The organism is Dehalobacter sp. DCA (assembly GCF_000305775.1).
Classification (GTDB): domain Bacteria; phylum Bacillota; class Desulfitobacteriia; order Desulfitobacteriales; family Syntrophobotulaceae; genus Dehalobacter; species Dehalobacter alkaniphilus.
The window spans coordinates 1,652,445-1,672,982 of sequence record NC_018866.1 but is presented as its reverse complement, the minus strand read 5'-3'; the positions used below and the strand labels follow the sequence as shown (position 1 = coordinate 1,672,982).

12 protein-coding genes are annotated in these 20,538 nt (G+C 45.7%); 10 read left to right on the top strand and 2 right to left on the bottom strand.

From position 1 onward, the window contains the following. Positions 1–375: 375 nt before the first annotated feature. Positions 376–1,638, top strand: a complete 1,263-nt coding sequence (locus DHBDCA_RS08025) for an ammonium transporter (protein WP_015043715.1) — start codon at positions 376–378, stop codon at positions 1,636–1,638. A 337-nt stretch (positions 1,639–1,975) separates the two neighbouring features. After that, positions 1,976–2,908, top strand: coding sequence for a TIGR01212 family radical SAM protein (locus DHBDCA_RS08020; protein WP_015043714.1), 933 nt, complete (start codon positions 1,976–1,978; stop codon positions 2,906–2,908). Positions 2,909–2,980: 72 nt separating this feature from the next. Here DHBDCA_RS08020 and eam read toward each other — a convergent pair whose 3' ends face one another. Then, the gene (gene eam / locus DHBDCA_RS08015) at positions 2,981–4,243 is read right to left on the bottom strand and encodes a glutamate 2,3-aminomutase (RefSeq protein WP_015043713.1); all 1,263 of its coding nucleotides are present in this window, start codon (positions 4,241–4,243) and stop codon (positions 2,981–2,983) included. Positions 4,244–4,585: 342 nt separating this feature from the next. On the opposite strand from eam, the gene DHBDCA_RS08010 reads away from it, so the two are divergent. From DHBDCA_RS08010 to alr, 5 genes are all read left to right on the top strand, one after another. Further along, positions 4,586–5,188: a TrkA C-terminal domain-containing protein gene (locus tag DHBDCA_RS08010; RefSeq protein ID WP_015043712.1), complete on the top strand. Its 603-nt coding sequence runs from the start codon at positions 4,586–4,588 to the stop codon at positions 5,186–5,188. A 20-nt stretch (positions 5,189–5,208) separates the two neighbouring features. Further along, a complete protein-coding gene (locus DHBDCA_RS08005) occupies positions 5,209–6,561 on the top strand; it encodes a sensor histidine kinase (RefSeq protein WP_015043711.1) in 1,353 nt (450 codons plus the stop codon). A 26-nt stretch (positions 6,562–6,587) separates the two neighbouring features. Further along, on the top strand, positions 6,588–6,944 hold the full coding sequence (locus tag DHBDCA_RS08000) for a holo-ACP synthase (protein ID WP_015043710.1): 357 nt from the start codon (positions 6,588–6,590) through the stop codon (positions 6,942–6,944). Between the two features lie 136 nt (positions 6,945–7,080). After that, the gene (locus DHBDCA_RS07995; RefSeq protein WP_015043709.1) at positions 7,081–8,658 is read left to right on the top strand and encodes a bifunctional ADP-dependent NAD(P)H-hydrate dehydratase/NAD(P)H-hydrate epimerase; all 1,578 of its coding nucleotides are present in this window, start codon (positions 7,081–7,083) and stop codon (positions 8,656–8,658) included. A gap of 1 nt (position 8,659) precedes the next feature. Beyond that, positions 8,660–9,778: an alanine racemase gene (alr, locus tag DHBDCA_RS07990; RefSeq protein WP_015043708.1), complete on the top strand. Its 1,119-nt coding sequence runs from the start codon at positions 8,660–8,662 to the stop codon at positions 9,776–9,778. Positions 9,779–9,925: 147 nt separating this feature from the next. Here alr and gdhA read toward each other — a convergent pair whose 3' ends face one another. Then, entirely contained in the window at positions 9,926–11,260 is a 1,335-nt protein-coding gene (gdhA, locus tag DHBDCA_RS07985; protein WP_015043707.1) for an NADP-specific glutamate dehydrogenase, read from the bottom strand. 311 nt (positions 11,261–11,571) lie between these two features. Between gdhA and gltB the strand changes: the two genes are divergently transcribed. From gltB to DHBDCA_RS07970, 3 genes are all read left to right on the top strand, one after another. Beyond that, positions 11,572–16,128, top strand: a complete 4,557-nt coding sequence (gene gltB / locus DHBDCA_RS07980; RefSeq protein WP_015043706.1) for a glutamate synthase large subunit — start codon at positions 11,572–11,574, stop codon at positions 16,126–16,128. A gap of 2 nt (positions 16,129–16,130) precedes the next feature. After that, complete coding sequence (locus DHBDCA_RS07975) at positions 16,131–17,615, top strand: glutamate synthase subunit beta (protein WP_015043705.1); 1,485 nt, start codon at positions 16,131–16,133, stop codon at positions 17,613–17,615. A 253-nt stretch (positions 17,616–17,868) separates the two neighbouring features. Beyond that, positions 17,869–20,475: a PEP/pyruvate-binding domain-containing protein gene (locus DHBDCA_RS07970; protein ID WP_015043704.1), complete on the top strand. Its 2,607-nt coding sequence runs from the start codon at positions 17,869–17,871 to the stop codon at positions 20,473–20,475. The last annotated feature ends 63 nt before the right edge of the window (positions 20,476–20,538 follow it).

Genomic DNA, 20,538 nt, shown 5'->3' with positions numbered 1-20,538 from the left:
GCAGTAAACAGCGGGGTTTTGGCATGTTAGCGAGGGTTTCTGTTTTTAGCTGCGAGAACGGGGGAGCGGTGGACTGTGCGAGTCTGCACTACCCCAAAAAGAAAAGACGCCATTTTTTTAAATTGACGTCTTTCGCTTGGGGCTAAGTTGTGATACAGCCCCTTTAAACGAAAAACCTCTTTACAGATTGTTTACCGGGTAATATAGTACAGATAGATCGTTTGTTATACGCAAGTCAATCAGGCAACGGGGCCTCAAAAAAGTGCAATACTTTTTTGAGGCTTTTTTTATTAGTCAATCGGCGCGTGGCTAAAGACTTGTATCAGACTATCTATAAAACCTAAGAAACATCAAGAAACTAAGGAGGAGAAGAAAATGAATTACACAACTGGGGATATTGGGTTTATGATTATTTCCACCGCACTTGTTATGTTAATGACACCCGGTCTGGCCTTTTTTTACGGAGGACTGGTTAAAAAACGTCATGTTTTATCCATGATGATGCAAAGTATTATAGCAATGGGTGTTGTAACACTTATCTGGGTAGTTTTAGGTTATTCGCTTGCTTTTGGACCGGATATCGGTTCAGTCATTGGCGGGCTCGACCATCTGATGTTGAATGGCGTAGGGCTGGAGCCGCGAACTGAAGGCGCTACGATTCCGCATCTGCTTTTTATGGTTTTTCAGATGATGTTCGCGATCCTGACACCGGCCTTGATGACTGGGGCAACAGCCGAACGCTTGCGTTTTCCCGCATTTGTTTTGTTGATGAGTTTCTGGAGTTTACTGGTGTACGTTCCGATCGCGCACTGGGTATGGGGGGGCGGCTGGCTTGGAAATTTAGGTGCACTTGATTTTGCCGGCGGTACTGTCGTTCATATCAGTTCAGGTTTCTCCGGTCTGATCGCAGCACTTGTGATCGGAAAACGCATCAATAAGTCTACAGATCCGACTATTCCGCATAATATTCCTTACGTGATTCTGGGCGGAACCCTGCTATGGTTTGGCTGGTTTGGCTTTAATGCAGGCAGTGAACTGGCGGCTGACGGAATTGCAGTAATCGCTTTTGTGACCACATTTATTGCAGCTGCCTTAGGGCTTTTGGGCTGGGTCGTTGCAGAAAAACTGCACCGTGGAAAGCCCACTGTCCTGGGTGCAATTTCCGGAGCTGTTGCCGGACTGGTAGCCATAACACCTGCTTGTGCCTATGTAACAAATGCCTCCGCAATGGTAATTGGCCTTGTAGCCGGCGGATTATGCTACTTTGCAGTTGCAATCCTTAAAGATAAGCTTGGTTATGACGACGCGCTGGATGCCTTTGGCATCCACGGAATCGGCGGAACCTGGGGAGCTCTGGCGACAGGCATCTTCTGCACAACCGCAGTTAACCCTCTCGGTAAAGACGGCCTATTCTACTCTGGTGAGTTCCATCAAGTCGGCATACAGCTCATCGCAGTACTGGCAACGTATATATACGCAGGTCTGGTAACGTTTATCCTACTGAAAGTCATCGGAGCAATCACTCCGCTCACAGCTACAGACGCTGAACAGGTCAGCGGTCTTGATACAACCCAACACGGAGAAAGTGCTTATCCCGATTTTGAAGGATTAACAGCAAATTCGATCTATAATTTATAGAAGCAACAAGATTGCGGTATAAGTGCAGACCTAAAGTATGATATGCAGTAAAGTATGATATGCAGATGTAATCTTATGAAGATAATGAGACCGGAATCCAGATGTATGCCACCGCTAGGCTGGAAATACATTTGATTCCGGTTTCTGGCTTTATATGGAGAAATTACAGGTTTCTTCGCCATTGTTGTTTTGTTTCAGACCAACTAAAGCTATAATAGGATACAGGAAAAGACAAAGAAGTATCTATGACACAAGACAAGTCTATGATGCAGAGACTTATTTAACACATGACCTAGCAAAAGAGATACGATATTGCACGTTGAAACCGGGGTTGAACATGAACAAACGCTATTATACATTAAATGAACATTTCCGCGGATTTTTTGGTGAAAAAGTCATCAAAGTATCTTTGGATGCAGGTCTCAGCTGCCCGAACCGGGATGGGACGATAAGTGATGGAGGCTGTATATTTTGCAGTGAAAAAGGTTCCGGAGATTTTGCAGGGCAAAGAGGGCTGTCCATTCGCGAACAGTTTAACCAGGTTCGGGAGAGGACTTTGAAAAAATGGCCAAAAGCGAAATATATTGCTTATTTTCAATCGTTTTCTGCGACGTATGGTCCTGAAGATTATCTGGAAAATTTGTACCAGGAAGCGTTAGCGCTGGAAGATGTCGTCGGCATATCCGTTTCGACCAGACCGGACTGTCTGAACGAAGCGATCCTTGATGTTCTGGAAGACCTGAATAAACAGACCTATCTATGGGTAGAACTGGGTGTGCAGTCTGTTCATAACAAAACACTGGACTGGCTGAACAGGGGACATGATTTTGACTGTTTCCTGGAGGGTGTGAATAAGCTCAGACAAAGGAATATCCAGGTCTGTACCCATATCATCATGGGGCTTCCCTGTGAAACCCGGGAGGAAATGTTCAGGACAGCACAGGTGATCAGTCAAATCCCGATACAGGGTATAAAGATTCATTCGCTTCATATTTTAAGAGGGACTCCGCTTGCGGATCTCTACAGCCAGGGGAGTCTTCAACTGCTTTCAATGGAACAATATATAGATCTCGTAGCCAATATCCTGGAGATTCTTCCTCCCAATATGATCATCCACAGACTTATGGGCGACGGACCTCTCAATGATGTCATTGCCCCAATGTGGACCCGACGTAAATGGGAGGTCTTAAACGGCATCGACCAAGAGATGGAACGAAGAGGAAGCTTTCAAGGAATTCATTATAACGCCAAAATCCCGTTAACCTGGTAAATGCGGTTAACGGGATTTTACTTGAGAGAGTGATTTTACTGACTTCTATATGACTAAGGCATGCAATCAAACTTAGCCTTCATCAGCGTAATGATTCTCATAATAAACAATTTTCCCTTCCCACGTCTTCAAAACAGCCCGGTGTTCATCGAGGGAAAGAAGATATTGGGGGAGAAGCGGGGTTTTGCCGCCTCCTTTTGGTGCATTGATAATATAGGTTGGAACGGCCAGACCGGAGGTGAAGCCTCTGAGCGCTTCCATCACGGCTAGACCTTCCTGAATGGACGGAATAAAATGCCGGGTGCCTTTGACGTTTTTGGCGTGAAAGATATAGTAGGGACGGACACGGATTTTCAGTAATTCCTGATTCATTTTCTTCATGACATCGGGGTCTGTATTGATGCCTTTGAGCAGTACGGCCTGATTCCCAAGCACAACACCGGCTGAAACAAGCCTATCTGCAGCCTTTTTGGCTTCCAGGGTTACTTCTTTCGGATGATTAAATTGAGTATTGATATAGATTGGCGGATATTTGGCAAGTATGGCTAGAAGTTCATCGGTAATCCGCATTGGCAGGGTTACAGGGACCCTGGTTCCAAGGCGTTTGATTTCAACATGCGGAATACTATGAAGTTCAGCAAGCAGCCATTCGATGGTCTGGTCACTTAAAAGAAACGCATCCCCGCCTGTGATCAGCACATCCCGGATTTCTGGGTTCTCACGGATATAATTCAGCGCGGCTTTCAGGTCTTCTTTTTCCTTGTGTCCGTCTGTTTCGCCGATATTGCGCCGGCGTTGGCAGTGACGGCAGTACATGCCGCACATGTTGGTAACATTAATGATCAAGCGGTCCGGATAGCGTCTGGTGATACAAGGAGCGGGAGAGGTTAAGGCTTCTCCCATTGGATCTTCTTCTCCGCTTTTATCAAACAGCTCTTCTATTTTGGGTATTCCCTGCAGAAGGATGGGGTCTTCAGGGTTGCTAAAATCCATTAAACTGAGGTAATACGGTGATACAGCCCAGCGGTATATCCGGCCGACTGTTGCGATCTCATTTTTTTGAGCATCAGTTAACGGAAAAAGAGAATCCAGCGTGTTGACATCCGTGATCCTGTGGCTCATTTGCCAACGCCAGTCATCCCAAATTTCCTGGGTTGCCCCGAAGTATTGGAGGATCCTTTCCTTCTGGGCAGAATATAAATCTGTCAGATTCAGTCCGGCAGGTATCTGATTAGCTTTTTGCAGATAGGGTTCGATCCGCTGCTTTAATTCTTCGGCACGTTTAATAGAAAAATAGTGATAATCACGATGCGGTCTATATAGCTCGATTGCCATATTTAGCCCCCCTTTCAAATGCTAATTACAGAAAAAACCTCCATATCATACAAAATAGCAACGCTAAAAATTATACTGCCAACCAATCATAGCATTGTAAGTTGTCGGGAGTCAAGAGGGTTAAAATGTCCGATCACGTCAAATAATGAAAAGATTTGAGGGTATGGCGCTGCTCCAATATTGCCTGGAAATGGTCTTTTTTTATAGAAAAGATTGTCTTCCCCAACTCCCTAGGGTAGAATTACGTAAAAGGCAAAAATTTGATACGTGCATGAGAAGATACGGATTGATTGACATGGTACTAGGTATCTGAAATCAGCAAAGAAAGAAAGGGATCATATCTTGGAGCAGGCCAAATATCAGGAAATCGCGAATGAGATCGCGCATGCCGTCGTTCTCGGCGAGTTCCGTGAAGGGGATAAAATCCACGGAAGGTCGACCCTGGCAGGAAGATTCAATGTTTCTCCGGAGACGATCCGTCGGGCAATTGCTATTCTGCAAAATGAAGGAGTCGTCAGAGTAAAACCGGGTATTGGCATCATTGTGAACTCCAGGATAGAGGCCGAAAAATTTTTAAAGTCTTTTGACCAAAAAAATGAGGTTCAAGCTTTTATTGACGAGTTGAAAAGCCTGATGGAGCAGAGAAAGGAAATTGACGGGCAAATCGATGTGCTGCTTCAGAAAGTTTCGACCTATGCCGACCGATATATCTCTCGCTGGAATGACGTTGAAGAACTTAAAATCCAGCCGGAATCATCCGCAATCGGCTGTTCCCTGAGAGAGCTTAAAGTCAGAGAAGAAACTGGAGCAACAGTCGTAGGGGTTGTCAGAAACGGCAATGAGAATTTTTCTCCTGAAGCCGACTTCCTGCTCGAAGAAGGAGATATTCTTCTCGTAGTCAGCTCGGAGAATGGCAATAAAAAAGTCCGGAGCTTATTGAAATAATTTCTTAGGGAGGTGTGACGATGAAAAATATGAATGTAATCCTTGTTCCGGTCATCGCCCTTGAAATCGCTCTGGGTCTTTATTTGCAGAATACTTTTCTATTGGCCGCTTTTATGGTGATTGATGCCGGATATTTCTTCTGGTATATGAAAAATTTAGAGAAAAAGGCCGTACCGCTGCATACGTTAAGCAGGGCAGACCTGAGTGTAAAGATCGCTAACGAAACACTTCCTTACCTGCGCGGCGGTCTGAATAAACAAAACGCCGAAGCTATTGCCAAAATCATTCAGGGGATTGCTCAGGTGGCCGCAGTCTCGATCACCGATTGTGAGAAACAGCTCGCCTATCTTGGGGCAGGCTGCGACAGGCACCATCCCGGTGATAAGATCCTGACGGCAGCGACTAGAGAAGTCATACAGACTGCAAAATATAAAGTTGTTCAGACGCAGGAAGAGTTAAACTGCCCGATGTCGGACACGTGTGACTGTCCTTTGGCTGCGGCAGTCATTGTTCCGCTTTCCTGCAAAGGAAATGTTGTCGGAACATTTAAGCTGTATGAAACGAAGGGCGGAAAGATTTCTCCTGACCTGATCAGGCTTGCACTTGGCATGGGCCAGATTTTAAGCCTTCAGGTGGAAGTAGCTGAACTGGACCATCAGACCAATCTGACGATGGAAGCCAGACTCGATGCTCTTCAGGCTCAGATCAATCCGCATTTCTTTTTTAATGTTCTGAATACAATTATTGCCACCAGCCGAACCAACCCGAACCGGGCCAGAAGACTTCTGATCCATCTGGCCGAATTTTTCCGTAAGTCTTTAAAATCTAAAGGTGCACTCATTTCTCTTCGGGAAGAGATGGAATTCGTTAATAATTATTTTGTGCTGGAAAAAGCTCGTTTTGGGAAAAAGCTGAAGATTAAGCTGGAAATTCCCAAGGAACTGATGGATGCCGAGGTGCCAAGACTGAGTATTCAGCCTCTAGTTGAAAATGCGGTCAAACATGGGATTACCCCCATGATCATGCTGAATGGTGTTGTAACGATCCGGGTCAGGGAACTCGGGCTGGAAGATGGTAAAAGCGAACTTTTTGTAGAAGTCATTGATAACGGAATGGGGATTGAAGAGGATCGGCTGAAAGATGTCCTGCTGCCCGGTGTAGGCTCAGGCAACGGTGTAGGGCTCGCCAATGTCCATGCCCGCCTGAAGGGTTTATATGGTTCAGAATACGGATTAAACATTGAAAGCAAAATAGGTGAGGGGACGACTGTAGAAATGAGGCTTCCATACAAACAGACCAGTCCGCAGCAGCCTTCTGCCGAACCCTGGATTCAGGACCCTATGTCTAGTACCAGGGCCAGAAATGGTAATTGATTTTACGAAGAAACGGGGAACTTCATTTGTATCCAGGTATAGATATTGTTGAAATAGCCAGATTTGAACAGGCCTGCCGGAGACATTCAAAACTGGTTGCCAGACTGTTTACCGACAGGGAGCTGGCTGAACTATCAAAAAAACATATATCTTCTCTGGCTGCCAGGTTTGCAGGCAAAGAAGCGGTACTTAAAGCACTGGGGACGGGGCTCAGCGGTCTAAGTTGGCATGATATTGAGATCCTGCGGAATGAAGTGGGAGAACCAATCGTATATTTGAGTGAAAGAGCACAGACTGCAGCGCGGTCGAGAGGAGCAGAGAGAGTCCGAATAAGCCTCTCTCACAGTAAAGATACGGCCATAGCATCTGTTATTCTGGAATAGATATCGTTGGTATCCAAAATATTAGACAGTAACGAACGGTGACAGCAACGGGCGGGCATTTTAGGGTTGACATGGTACTTGGCGGTGTTCATTATGAATAAGTAGGAAAAGTTTTTTCCGAGGAGGATAGAAAAAAATGCGTATTGTAAGTGCCGGACAAATGCGCAGCATTGATTCCAACGCAATCAATCATTTTGGAATCCCCGGGTCAATTCTTATGGAGAATGCAGCGTTGGCAGTAGTAAGGGAAATAAAGATTATTCTGCTGAAGGATGAAAAAAAGTCGCTTCGCGGTTTGAGAGCAGTTATTCTTGCCGGAAAAGGCAATAATGGCGGTGACGGTCTGGCAGTGGCCAGGCATCTCTGTGTATTAGGGATGGAAGTGACCGTTTTTCTTTTCGCAAATCCTGCTGAGCTTCAAGGGGATGCCAAGCTGAATTACGAATTGTTCCAGAAAATGGGAGAAAAGATCATTCCTGTCGAAGACGAAAAACAGCTTCGTCTATTCAAGCTTGCCCTGATGCAGTCTCAGGTTGCTGTTGATGCGTTGTATGGAATAGGCTTTAAAGGAGAAATTCCGGAATCCCTGGCAGGTTTCATTGAAGACTTAAACAAAGCCGATCTGCCGGTGGTTTGTGTCGATATTCCCAGCGGTCTGGAAGCAGATACGGGGAAAGTACATACGATTGCAGTCCAGGGAGATGTGACAGTTACCTTTGGCTTGCCAAAGCTTGGACATTTTCTCGGAGAAGGATTAATCTATACAGGAAGGCTGGTCATTGACCAAATTTCAATTCCCGAAAAAGTGATAGGCGAAGAAAAAATCTTTGCCTATCTATTGACGGATGAAGTCATCCGGCCTTTGATTCCAGCAAGACACATACTGGGCCATAAAGGTACGCATGGCAGGGCGGTTCTGATTGGGGGATCGCTTGGAATGAGCGGGGCTGTCATCCTGGCAGGAAAGTCGGCTCTGCGCTGCGGGGCAGGGCTTCTTCAGATCGTTACCCCTGAAGCGATTGCTGAGACGGTTGATTTGGGAGTCATTGAAGCTACGGTCTGGCCAGCAAAGGATTATGAAATGTTAAGCGTCAATGCCTGGTCGGTCATTCAGGAGCGGTTACAAGGAGCTGACGCTTGTGCAGTAGGTCCCGGACTCAGGCAGACGGAGTCATTTCTTAATGTCATAAAAAACATACTGATAGAGACCGATGTACCGGTAGTTCTGGATGCAGACGCGTTGAATCTGATTTCCCGCGAACCGGATGTTGTCAGTTTAAGGAAAGGCAGAGGCAATCTTATTCTGACGCCTCATCCAGGGGAAATGGCCCGCTTATGCGGCTGTTCAATTGACGAGGTTCAGGAAAACCGCTTGAAGATAGCGCTGGCCAAAGCCCTGGAATGGGGTACCATTGTTGTCCTGAAAGGCGCAGGTTCGGTCGTTGCTTCGCCGGACGGCAGAGTTTTTTTGAATCCGACAGGTAATGCAGGACTTGGCACAGGCGGCACAGGGGATGTGCTGACCGGAAGTATTATGTCCTGGATTGCCCAGGGTGTCCCTCCGTTAGGTGCAGCTTGCATGGGGGTTTATCTTCACGGCAAGGCCGGAGATGTTTTAAAAGATCAGTTTGGTTTATCAGGTTTCACAGCTTCGGAGGTAGCTGATTGCCTCCCAAGGGTCAGAAAAGAGATAGAGCAGTTAGGAGATTTTTAGAATGAATATTTTTCGTCCGGTTTGGGCAGAAGTTGATTTGGGGGCTTTAAGACGCAATTTAAAAAGGATACAGCAGTACGCCGGCAGTGAAATAATGCCCATAGTCAAGGCAGATGCCTACGGACACGGTGCAGTGGAGGTTGTTCGGACTCTAAAGGAAGAAGGGATTACCAGATTCGGGGTCGCTATCCTGGAAGAAGCTTTGGAGCTCAGAAGGGAATTCCCGGATATTGCCCTTATGGTTATTGGACCTACATTGTCGAAGTATTCAGAAATACTGGTCAAAGAAGAGATCATTCCTGAAGTATTTCAGATCGAACAGGCTGAAGCGCTTTCAGCGGCAGCGTTGAAGCTGAATAAAACAGCGAGACTCCATATCAAAGTGGATACGGGAATGGGTAGGACAGGGTTCCGCGAAAATGCACTCGAAAATATTCAAAAAATTGCAAAGCTTCCTGGCCTTTATCTAGAGGGGATTTATACCCATCTGGCCACGGCCGACAGCACTGATTTGTCCTATGCGAAGCAGCAGCTGAAGATCTTTGATGACTTATATGAAAAGTTATGCGCGGCAGGAATAAAAATTCCGATCCGTCATGCCGCAAACTCTGCTGCAATCATGCAAATTCCCGAAAGTCATTACGAACTTTGCCGTCCAGGAATCATATTGTACGGACTTTTACCAATGGACCACGCCGGACAGGAAGCCGGCTTTGAACCGGTCATGTCTTTAAAAACCCGCATTTCCCAGCTGAAGACCATCGAAAAGGGCGAGAGTGTTGGCTATGGAAGGACGTTTATTGCCGACAGGCCCATAAAAGTCGCAACGCTGCCGATCGGTTACGGCGATGGTCTGCGCCGTTCTCTGTCCAACGGCGGTGAGGTCTTGCTGAAGGGAAAGAAAGCCAGGATCATCGGCAAAATATGCATGGATCAGATCATGGTTGATGTAACAGAAATTGAAGAGATCCAAGAAGGGGATGAAGCCGTTCTGCTCGGCAGAAACGGTGACCTGTTTATTTCCGCAGATCGGATTGCTGAACAATGCGGAACGATTAGCTATGAGATCCTGTGCGGTATTTCCAAGAGAGTACCAAGGGTGATGGTTGAGAGCAAATAGTATTTGGAAAACATTAATAAAAAAGACCTTTTGGATGCGAGCTGTTCTGAACATACTCAGTCTCCAAGAGGTCTTTTTAATTTTAGTGGTATCAAGACTATATCGTGAGTATCAATGGAATCACGAATCGGATTAGGCAGCTCTGGCTTAGATTACGCCGTGAGCCATCATAGTGTTAGCAACTTTCAGGAAGCCGGCAATGTTGGCGCCGGCAACCAGATTGCCTTCACAGCCGTATTCTTTGGCAGCTGCACTGGCATTGCGATAGATGTTGACCATGATGTCTTTAAGTTTGGCGTCAACTTCTTCGAAAGTCCAGGAATAACGCATGCTATTCTGGGACATTTCCAGAGCGGAGGTCGCAACACCGCCGGCATTGGCAGCTTTGCCAGGAGCAAAGATAATTTTATTGGCATGGAATACTTTGACTGCTTCCGGAGTGGAAGGCATATTTGCACCTTCACCGACAGCAAAGCATTTATTGGCAACCAGAGCCTTCGCGGATTCTTCGTTCAATTCGTTCTGCGTAGCGCAGGGAAGAGCGATATCGCAAGGAATGGTCCAGATGCCTTCGAAGCCTTCTTTGTATTCGGCCTTCGGATGGAATTCCAGATAATCCTTGATTCTTCTTCTTTCAATTTCTTTGAGCTGCTTAACGGTCTTCAGGTCAATACCGTTTTTGTCGTAGATGTAGCCGTTGGAATCGCTCAGAGCAACAACATTGGCACCCAGCTGCATGGCTTTTTCGGCTGCATAAATCGAAACGTTGCCTGAACCGGAGATAACAACGGTAGCACCTTTAAAGGATTTGCCGATATCTTTAATTGCTTCGTCCATCAAATAAACCAGACCATAGCCGGTTGCTTCGGTACGAACTAAGCTTCCGCCATAAGTCAGGCCTTTTCCAGTAAGTACGCCTTCAAAGAGATTTCTGACTCTCTTATACTGGCCGAACATGTAACCGATTTCTCTGCCGCCAACACCGATATCACCGGCAGGAACGTCAGTGTCTGCACCAATATGTTTGCAAAGTTCGGTCATGAAGCTTTGGCAGAATTTCATGATTTCGTTATCGGATTTGCCTTTGGGATCAAAGTCACTGCCGCCCTTGCCGCCACCAATTGGAAGTCCGGTCAGGGAGTTTTTGAAGATCTGTTCAAAACCTAAAAATTTGATGATGCCAAGGTTAACAGACGGGTGTAAACGCAGGCCGCCTTTGTAAGGACCGATAGCGCTGTTGAATTGAACACGGAAACCACGGTTAACCTGAACATTTCCTTTGTCATCGACCCAGGGAACTCTGAACATGATCACGCGCTCGGGCTCGACGAGTCGCTCGAGGATACCAGCTTTTTCATATTCGGGATGTTTGGCAATTACCGGTTCCAAAGATTCCAGCACTTCCTTGAGTGCCTGGTGGAACTCGGGCTCGTTCGGGCTTCTTTTGATAGCCTGTTCCATGACTTGTTGGACATAAGACATATTTTTACCCTCCAGATAAAATAATGTTTTTTATCAATAACCGTATTCTACAATATTAATTTGCGTTTGAACATAACAAAACAAACAATATACTGTATTCATTATAAGATATTAGTGATGCAAAATAATGAATTTATAATATTAAATCTAAATATTTAAACATTGGCATTAAAATTATACAAAAAACTAAAAAATACAAAAAAATTAAAATGAATACAATATTTTTTAGTTAAAACAGTTATGTTGTTGATGGATTTTTGGTAAAATCGTAAAGAAACTATAGATGTAAACTCCAACAAAGGGTGTGTAATATGAAATACAATCAATTGCCAAAAAAACAGGGTCTTTACGATCCGGCCTTTGAGCATGATGCCTGCGGTATGGGATTTGTCGTGAATATCAAAGGTGAAAAATCACACGACATTGTCGAGGAAGCTTTAACCGTTCTGGAAAACTTAAACCACAGAGGCGCCAGTGGTGCGGATGAGAATACGGGTGACGGCGCTGGCATTCTGGTGCAAATACCCCATGACTTCTTTAAACGGGAATGTGATGTTCTCGGCTTTAATTTGCCGGAAAAGGGCAAATATGGTGTAGGAATGATTTTTGCGCACAAATATGAAGATTTTCGGGTTACCCAGATGGACTCTTTTGAAAAGATTGTTCGTGAGGAAGGACAGAAGATTCTTGGGTGGCGGGAAGTCCCGATCGACAAATCGACGGTCGGCCATAGTGCAAAAGCTGTTATGCCCCGGTTTATACAGGTTTTTATCGGAAGAAGCCCTGATCTGACCGATGATATGGATTTTGAAAGAAAGCTCTATGTCATTCGGAAAAGAGCAGAAAAACTGATCATCCCAATGTGTGAAGACAAGGGCGGCTCCTTCTATGTTGCCAGCCTTTCCAGCAAAACCATTGTCTATAAAGGTATGCTTACAGCCGAACAGCTCAGAAACTTTTATCTGGATCTTTCCGATCTCGATTTTGTTTCAGCACTGGCCATGGTTCATTCCAGGTTCAGCACCAATACCTTTCCGAGCTGGGAGCGGGCGCACCCGAACCGGTATATTGTCCATAATGGAGAAATCAATACCATCAGAGGAAACGTGAACTGGATGAAGGCCAGGCAAAAATGCATTGATTCACCGTTGTTTAATGATATTTCCAAGGTATATCCGATTGTTGACGAGTCAGGCAGTGATTCGGCCATGTTTGACAACAGTCTTGAGTTTATCCATCTTACCGGCAGATCGCTTCCTCATGCTGTCATGATGATGATTCCTGAGCCATGGGAAAAGAATGATCTGATGTCCAAAGAAAAAAAGGACTTTTATGAGTTTAATAATTTTATCATGGAGCCCTGGGACGGACCAGCTGCCATGGGCTTTACGGACGGAACAGTTATCGGTGGCGTACTGGACAGGAACGGACTCAGACCATCACGTTATTATGTCACCAAAGATGATAAAGTCATCCTCGCCTCCGAGGTGGGGGTTCTCGACATCAAACCTGAAAATGTCAAGTATAAAGGCCGTTTGGAACCGGGTAAAATGCTCCTGATCGATACGGAAGCACAAAGGATCATTTCTGATGAGGAAATCAAAAAGAATGTTTCCCTGATGCATCCGTATGAAGAGTGGAATAAGAAGCATATTGTCTATTTAAGTGATCTCCCTGCTGACGACGAATTGGAAGCACCAATGCTGGAAGATATTATCTCCCAGCAGAAAGCATTTGGCTATACCCATGAGGATATCAATAAAATGATTCTGCCGATGGCGACTGATGGCCTTGACCCTGTTGGATCGATGGGCATGGATTCACCGCTGGCAGTACTTTCAGACAAACCTCAAATGCTGTACCATTATTTCAAGCAGCTTTTTGCCCAGGTGACGAATCCCCCGATTGATGGCATCCGTGAGGAGATCATTACCTCCAGCACAATGCTCCTGGGGAATGCGGGAAACCTTCTGGATCCTGACCGGACGCATAGTTCCGCAGTATATCTGGAGTCACCGATCCTCACCAATAATCAGTTGGATACCATTATGAAATTAAATAACGGGAAGTTCAAGACAGCCAGGATTTCCATTCTTTACAAGGTAACTGGCGGCCTTAGAGCAATGGAAAGAGCTCTAGACAAAATATCCCGGGAAGCAGATAAAGCAATCGCTGATGGCGCAAATATTCTTGTTCTTTCGGATAGGGGCGTTAATAAAGAATTTGCTGCTATCCCCGCTCTTCTGGCATCTTCAGGGCTGCATCACCATTTGATACGCCGTGAAATCCGGACGAGTGTGGGTATTGTTCTGGAGACCGGAGAAGCCAGGGAGGTACACCATTTCTGTGCCTTGATCGGGTACGGTGTTACCGCGATCAACCCCTATATTGCTTACGAAACGATCAGAGACCTAGCGGCCAAAGGAATGACGAATGGCCTAAGTTATCGGGAGGCCAAAAAGAACTATATTAAAGCCTCGATCAAAGGCATCTTAAAGGTGCTTACGAAAATGGGTATTTCGACGATGCGCAGCTACCATGGTGCCCAGATATTTGAAGCTGTCGGACTGAAAAGAGATCTGATTGACCGCTACTTTACTCAGACGCCATCCCGCTTGGAAGGAATCGGTCTGGAAGAGATTACGATGGAAAATCAAATGCGGCATGAAAGCGCTTTTGATGAGAATGCACTCTACACAGATACACTGGAAATCGGCGGTTTCTACCAATGTAAAGATAGTGGGGAGATTCATCTCTATAATCCGGAAACAATTTACTTGCTCCAGCGCGCCTGCCGGGAAGGCAATTACCATCTTTTCAAAGATTACTCCAGAAAAATTAATGACGAGGAGATCTATACACTCAGGCAGCTGCTGGATTTCAAAATAAGCGCCGGAGATACGATTCCAATCGAAGAAGTCGAACCGGTCGAGTCTATCGTCAAAAGATTTAAGACCGGGGCAATGTCCTATGGCTCGATCAGCAAGGAAGCTCACGAATGTATGGCGATTGCCATGAACCGTTTGGGCGGCAAAAGTAACAGCGGTGAAGGCGGCGAGGATCCTGAAAGATTCAAAAAGTTGCCTAATGGCGACAGTCTGATCAGTGCCATCAAGCAGGTTGCTTCAGGTCGCTTCGGTGTTACCAGCAGCTTCCTGGTAAATGCCTCAGAAATACAGATCAAAATGGCACAAGGAGCCAAGCCTGGAGAAGGCGGGCAGCTTCCAGGCCGGAAGGTTTTTCCGGCGATTGCCAAAGTCAGACACTCGACACCAGGTGTCGAACTAATTTCACCCCCGCCGCACCATGATATCTATTCAATCGAAGATTTGGCGGAACTGATCCATGACCTTAAAAATGCCAACCGTGATGCTCGGATCAATGTTAAGCTTGTTTCTGAAGTGGGTGTCGGTACGATTGCAGCCGGTGTGGCCAAGGGCAAGGCCGACGTTATTCTGATCAGCGGCTATGATGGCGGCACAGGTGCTTCACCGCGAACAAGTATTAAAAATACAGGATTGCCGTGGGAATTGGGACTTGCCGAAACCCATCAGACCCTTGTGCTTAATCGCTTAAGAGACAGAGTCGTCCTGGAAACAGACGGTAAGCTTCTGTCAGGCAGAGATGTTGTCATCGCTGCACTTTTAGGCGCTGAGGAATATGGATTTGCCACCACCCCACTCATTTCCATGGGCTGTGTGATGATGCGCGTCTGCAATCTGAACACATGCCCTGTAGGTATTGCAACCCAGAATGAAGAGCTCCGTAAGAATTTTGCCGGCAAGCCTGAGCATGTTGAGAATTTTATGTTGTTTGTTGCACAGGAAATGCGGGAGATTATGGCGAAACTCGGCTTCAGGACCATTAATGAAATGGTTGGACGTACAGACAGGCTCAAACACAAAGAAAATATTAAGAATTGGAAAGCAGCTAAGGTTGATCTTTCTCAGGTTCTGTATCAGCCCTATGCCGGTGCAGATGTCGGCAGATTTAAGTCACAGCAGCAAAACCATGGACTGGAAGAATCCCTGGATATGCGCAAGCTTTTAAGAATGTGCAAACCGGCCCTGGAACACAAAAAATCAATCCGGGCCAAACTGAAGATCAACAATGTGGATCGTGTGGTTGGAACCATTGTCGGCAGTGAAATAACCAAGCGTTTCGGGGAAGAGGGGCTTCCGGAGGATACCATTAAGCTGACTTTTGTTGGTTCTGCTGGTCAAAGCTTTGGTGCGTTCGCACCCAAGGGCATGTCCTTGGAACTTGAGGGTGATGCTAATGACTATATTGGCAAAGGCCTTTCGGGTGGTAAAATTATGGTCTATCCGCCAAAAACTTCGGATTTTGAACCAGCGGAAAATATCCTAATCGGCAATGTCGCCTTCTACGGCGCAACTTCGGGTGAAGCCTATATCAACGGAATCGCCGGTGAAAGATTCTGTGTCCGAAACAGCGGCGTCAATGCGGTTGTTGAAGGTGTCGGCGACCATGGCTGTGAATATATGACCGGAGGAAAAGTTGTGATCCTGGGTAAGACAGGACGGAACTTTGCTGCGGGCATGTCCGGTGGTGTTGCCTATATCCTTGATTTTGAGGAAATATACTGCAACAAGTCCCTGATCCTTATGGAAAAAATCACTTCGGAAAAGGAACTGAAAGAAATCAGGGAAATGATCCGTAAACATGTAGCGCACACGGGAAGCCCCCTAGGCCGGAAAGTACTGGATGATTGGGTGAATTACGCGCCAAGATTTACGAAGATCATACCCAAAGATTATAAAAAGATGATGGAAAATATCGATAGAGCTCATAAGGCTGGCTTAAGCGGTGAAGAAGCCCTGACGGCTGCCTTTGAAGGGAAGGTCTGATCATGGGAAAAGCAACAGGATTTTTAGAGTATAACAGAATCGATCCGAAGAAAAGAAAGCCTGAAGAGCGGATCAAAGACTACAATGAAGTCAAGATTCCCCAGGATCCTGAGATTGTCCGAACGCAGGGCGCGCGCTGCATGGACTGCGGTGTACCTTTCTGCCACGGCGGTGTGCTCTTGAACGGCGCCGCTTCAGGTTGCCCGCTGCACAATTTGATTCCAGAATGGAATGAGCTCGTCTATAAGGGACAGTGGCGGGAAGCATACAAGCGGCTGACCAGAACGACGCCGTTCCCGGAATTCACCTCAAGGGTTTGCCCTGCACCTTGTGAAGGGGCTTGTACCGAAGGCTATATCATGGACGCTGTGACTATTAACAGCATTGAATATGAGATTATCGAGAAAGCGTTTGCCGAAGGATGGGTAACCCCTAAGAAGGCCAAAGCCACCGGCAAGAAAGTCGCTGTTGTCGGTTCGGGCCCGTCCGGATTGTCTGCGGCCTATTATCTGAATGCCGTCGGCCATGAGGTTACGGTATATGAGCGAGATGACCGGGCCGGGGGACTTTTGATGTACGGGATCCCCAACATGAAGCTTGATAAACGATTTATTGAAAGGCGGCTTGATGTACTGAAGACATCCGGGATAGAATTTGTTCTGAATACCGAAGTCGGCAAATATATGAAGGCCCAGGAGCTCGTAGACAACTATGATGCCGTTGTGCTGTGCACAGGGGCTACCAAGCCCCGGGGGCTGGATGTGAAAGGCAAAGATCTGAAAGGGGTCTATTTTGCTGTAGACTTCCTCAAAGCGACCACCAAAAGCCTGTTGAATTCCAACTTAAAGGATGAGAGTTTTATCAGTGCCAAGGGTAAGAATGTCATCATCATTGGCGGCGGGGATACCGGGACGGACTGTGTGGCTACGGCAATACGGCATGGCTGTAAGAGCGTTTTCCAGTTTGAGATTCTGCCAGAGCCGCCTGCCCATCGTATTGAAGCTACGAACCCCTGGCCGGAATGGCCGAAAAAACTGAAAGTGGATTACGGACAGGAAGAAGCAATCTGTCTTTATGGCAAGGATCCGAGGAATTATTGCATTTCCACCACAAAGATTGTGGGCAATGAGAACGGTGAGGTCAAGGAAGTTCATACAGTCAACCTTACCTGGGTAAAAGATGCTGCCGGCAGAATGGTTCCACAGGTGACTCCAGGAAGTGAAAAGGTATGGGAAGCGGACCTGATCATGCTGGCCATGGGCTTTTTAGGGCCTGAAGACAATATCCCCACAGAGCTTAAGCTCGAGCGGGATGCTCGCAGCAATGTCAAAGCGGAATATGCGTTTTTTGAGACGAATGTTGACAGAGTTTTTGCTGCTGGCGACATGCGCAGAGGTCAGAGTCTGGTTGTCTGGGCTTTCCAGGAAGGAAAGCTGGCAGCTAGAGAAGTGGACAAATATTTGATGGGAAAAAGTATAATTATCTAGCCACTTGTTATGATAAACAGAGTGTAATGTTCATGCCGGATGTGATAACATGATATTACACGGCATCTACCGTTATGCTTTATCATACCGCATAGTAAAGCCAAGTAATGGATAGATGCCAGATCCATTGCTTGGTTTTTGCGTATCTGTTATTGGCTGTTTGCATGTATAGATTTGAGTGTTAACAATGTTAACAACTATTAATTTTTTAAGAATAAAATGATAGCTAAATTGGTGTAAGGAATGATGTGTAATGGATCAGCGTAAGAAAATAAGATCCGGCCTGCCGGGGCTCGATGAGATCATCGACCATCTCAGGATTGGCGATAATGTTGTTCTGCAGGTTGACAATATCGCAGATTATGAATCCTTTGTGCTGCCTTTTGTCAGAACGAGTCTGGACGAGGGCAGAAAAGTGATTTATATGCGGTTTGCGCGTCATTCTCCAATTATTGACGACAATGAAAATGTTAAAGTGTATCATATTGACGCCGAACACGGTTTTGAAGCTTTTTCCACGCAGGTTCACCAGATTATTGCAGCTGAGGGAGAAGAGGCTTTTTACGTTTTTGATTGTCTGTCCGATCTTTTGTACACCTGGGCAACGGATCTTATGATCGGCAACTTTTTTCAGATCACCTGTCCGTATTTATATGAACTGAAAACGGTGGCTTTCTTTGCAATTTATAAAAATATGAATTCGTATGAAACGATTTCCGCAATTCGGGAAACGACCCAGGTATTGATGAATATCTATAATGTCAGGGGACAGACCTATATCCATCCGGTCAAAGTGATCGACAGGTATTCACCGACGATGTTTCTGCCGCATATCAAACAGGCGCAGGATTTTATTCCGTTAACAAGCAGCAGCGATGCTTCAAAGCTGTTTGCAGATATGTCCCTGAATGTGTTTGATGCTCCGCGAAGGCATTTGGATTATTGGGACCGGATGTTTTTGAAAGCGTCAGACACCTATGAAAAGGTAAAATTCAGTCGTATGCCGTCTGCTGAGGGAAAAAACCTGGTAGAAAAGCTCTGCCGGATGGTTTTAAGTCGCGATGAAAGATTCCTTGAGTTGCTGACGAAGGTCTTTACTCTGGAAGATTTGCTTCAGATCAAGTCAAGTTTAATTGGATCGGGATTTATCGGCGGTAAAGCGGTCGGAATGCTTCTGGCCAGAAAAATTTTGCTTGAAGATGAAAATTTTGATTATAAAAAAATTCTGGAACCCCATGATTCGTTCTACATTGGTTCTGATGTCTTTTACACTTATCTTGTTAAAAATGGTCTCTGGAAACTTAGAATGGAGCAGAGAAAACCTGAAAAATATTTTTCTCTGGCCAGAGTCATTAAAAGCAAAATACTCAGCGGTGTTTTTCCGGAGAATGTCAAAAACCATTTTTTGCGGGTCCTGGAGTACTTTGGACAATCACCGATCATTGTCCGCTCCAGCAGCCTTTTGGAAGATGGATTTGGTAATTCTTTTGCTGGAAAATATGAAAGTGTTTTTTGTACGAACCAAGGTACGCTCGAACATCGCTATCTTGAATTTGAAAACGCTGTGAAACAAGTCTTTGCCAGCACGATGAGCGACGACGCGCTGATGTACCGTTTGAAACGAGGAATAGCCGACCAGGATGAGCAAATGGCTTTGCTTGTTCAACGCGTATCGGGTTCTTATCGTAAGGAATATTTTTTCCCGGATCTTGCTGGGGTCGGCTACTCAAACAATATCTATGTCTGGGATGAGAAAATGTCTCCGAAAGCGGGCATGCTGCGGGTAGTTGTAGGTCTAGGCACTCGGGCTGTAAACCGTACGGCAGGTGACTATGCCAGAATTATTGCGATTGATGAACCTTTGTCATCACCTTTAACGGATTTTGATGATTACAGGCAATATGCCCAAAGAAACATTGATGCGCTGATGGTAACCAAAAACAGCATGATTGGTATCGCGTTTAGCGATCTTTTAAACGAAATTGACGATCCCAAACTGCATTATTTCGCGCAGAGAGACTATACTGCAGAAAAAATGATGAAAGAAATAGGCCAACAAGACCGGCAGGCCTGGATTATTAATTTTGATCAATTTCTGTCCGATTCCACTTTTGTCGGGGTCATTCAAAAAATGCTTAAATGCCTGGAAAAATTCTACGCATATCCGGTGGACATTGAATTTACCGTTAATTTTAAAGATTTGGATCATTATCAGATCAATCTCCTGCAGTGCAGGCCGTTGCCCGCAAAAGGTCTCAAAAGTAAGGTGGTGTTCCCGAAACATATTGATTTCCAAAAAACATTCTTTCAAAGCCATAATACTTTCATGGGTGGGAATATCCATTATGGTATTCAGCGAATCATTTATGTCGAGCCTGAAACCTACAGCAGGCTAAGTGACCTCGAAAAATACAGGGTAGCCAGATGTATCGGCAAATTGAACAGCCAGATTGAGAAAGAAAACATGACCGTGCTGCTGCTCGGCCCTGGACGATGGGGTACCAGTACGCCTTCGCTCGGCGTGCCTGTTTATTTTTCCGAAATTAATAATATCACTGTCCTTGGTGAAATTGCAGTTAAAGAGGGCGGGTTCACCCCGGAGATATCTTACGGAACCCATTTCTTTCAGGATCTCATTGAAAGTGATATCTTTTATGTGGCGCTTTTTCCGGAAGGCAGGGGAGGAGTCCTTCAGACAAAACTATTAAACCATTTTCAAAATTTGCTTCCTGAGCTGCTACCACTGAGCGCCTCCCTTGGAGAAATCATTAAAGTATATGATGTCAATAAAGGAATGCATAAAGCCCTGGAGATTATTGCTGATGTCGGGAAACAAAAAGCGATATGTTTCTTTAAATAGAATTTGATGGCTGACAAGATAAAAAAGTAGCCCTTCGGGGTTATTTTTTCCCCTTAGGGCAGA

Bases quoted from the DNA above. Each gene is read 5' to 3' on its own strand.
- DHBDCA_RS07975 (WP_015043705.1), top strand. From the start codon at position 16,131: ATGGGAAAAGCAACAGGATTTTTAGAGTATAACAGAATCGATCCGAAG.
- DHBDCA_RS08020 (WP_015043714.1), top strand. From the start codon at position 1,976: ATGAACAAACGCTATTATACATTAAATGAACATTTCCGCGGATTTTTT.
- alr (WP_015043708.1), top strand. From the start codon at position 8,660: ATGAATATTTTTCGTCCGGTTTGGGCAGAAGTTGATTTGGGGGCTTTA.
- gltB (WP_015043706.1), top strand. From the start codon at position 11,572: ATGAAATACAATCAATTGCCAAAAAAACAGGGTCTTTACGATCCGGCC.
- gdhA (WP_015043707.1), bottom strand. From the start codon at position 11,260: ATGTCTTATGTCCAACAAGTCATGGAACAGGCTATCAAAAGAAGCCCG.
- eam (WP_015043713.1), bottom strand. From the start codon at position 4,243: ATGGCAATCGAGCTATATAGACCGCATCGTGATTATCACTATTTTTCT.
- DHBDCA_RS08005 (WP_015043711.1), top strand. From the start codon at position 5,209: ATGAAAAATATGAATGTAATCCTTGTTCCGGTCATCGCCCTTGAAATC.
- DHBDCA_RS08025 (WP_015043715.1), top strand. From the start codon at position 376: ATGAATTACACAACTGGGGATATTGGGTTTATGATTATTTCCACCGCA.
- DHBDCA_RS07970 (WP_015043704.1), top strand. From the start codon at position 17,869: ATGGATCAGCGTAAGAAAATAAGATCCGGCCTGCCGGGGCTCGATGAG.
- DHBDCA_RS07995 (WP_015043709.1), top strand. From the start codon at position 7,081: ATGCGTATTGTAAGTGCCGGACAAATGCGCAGCATTGATTCCAACGCA.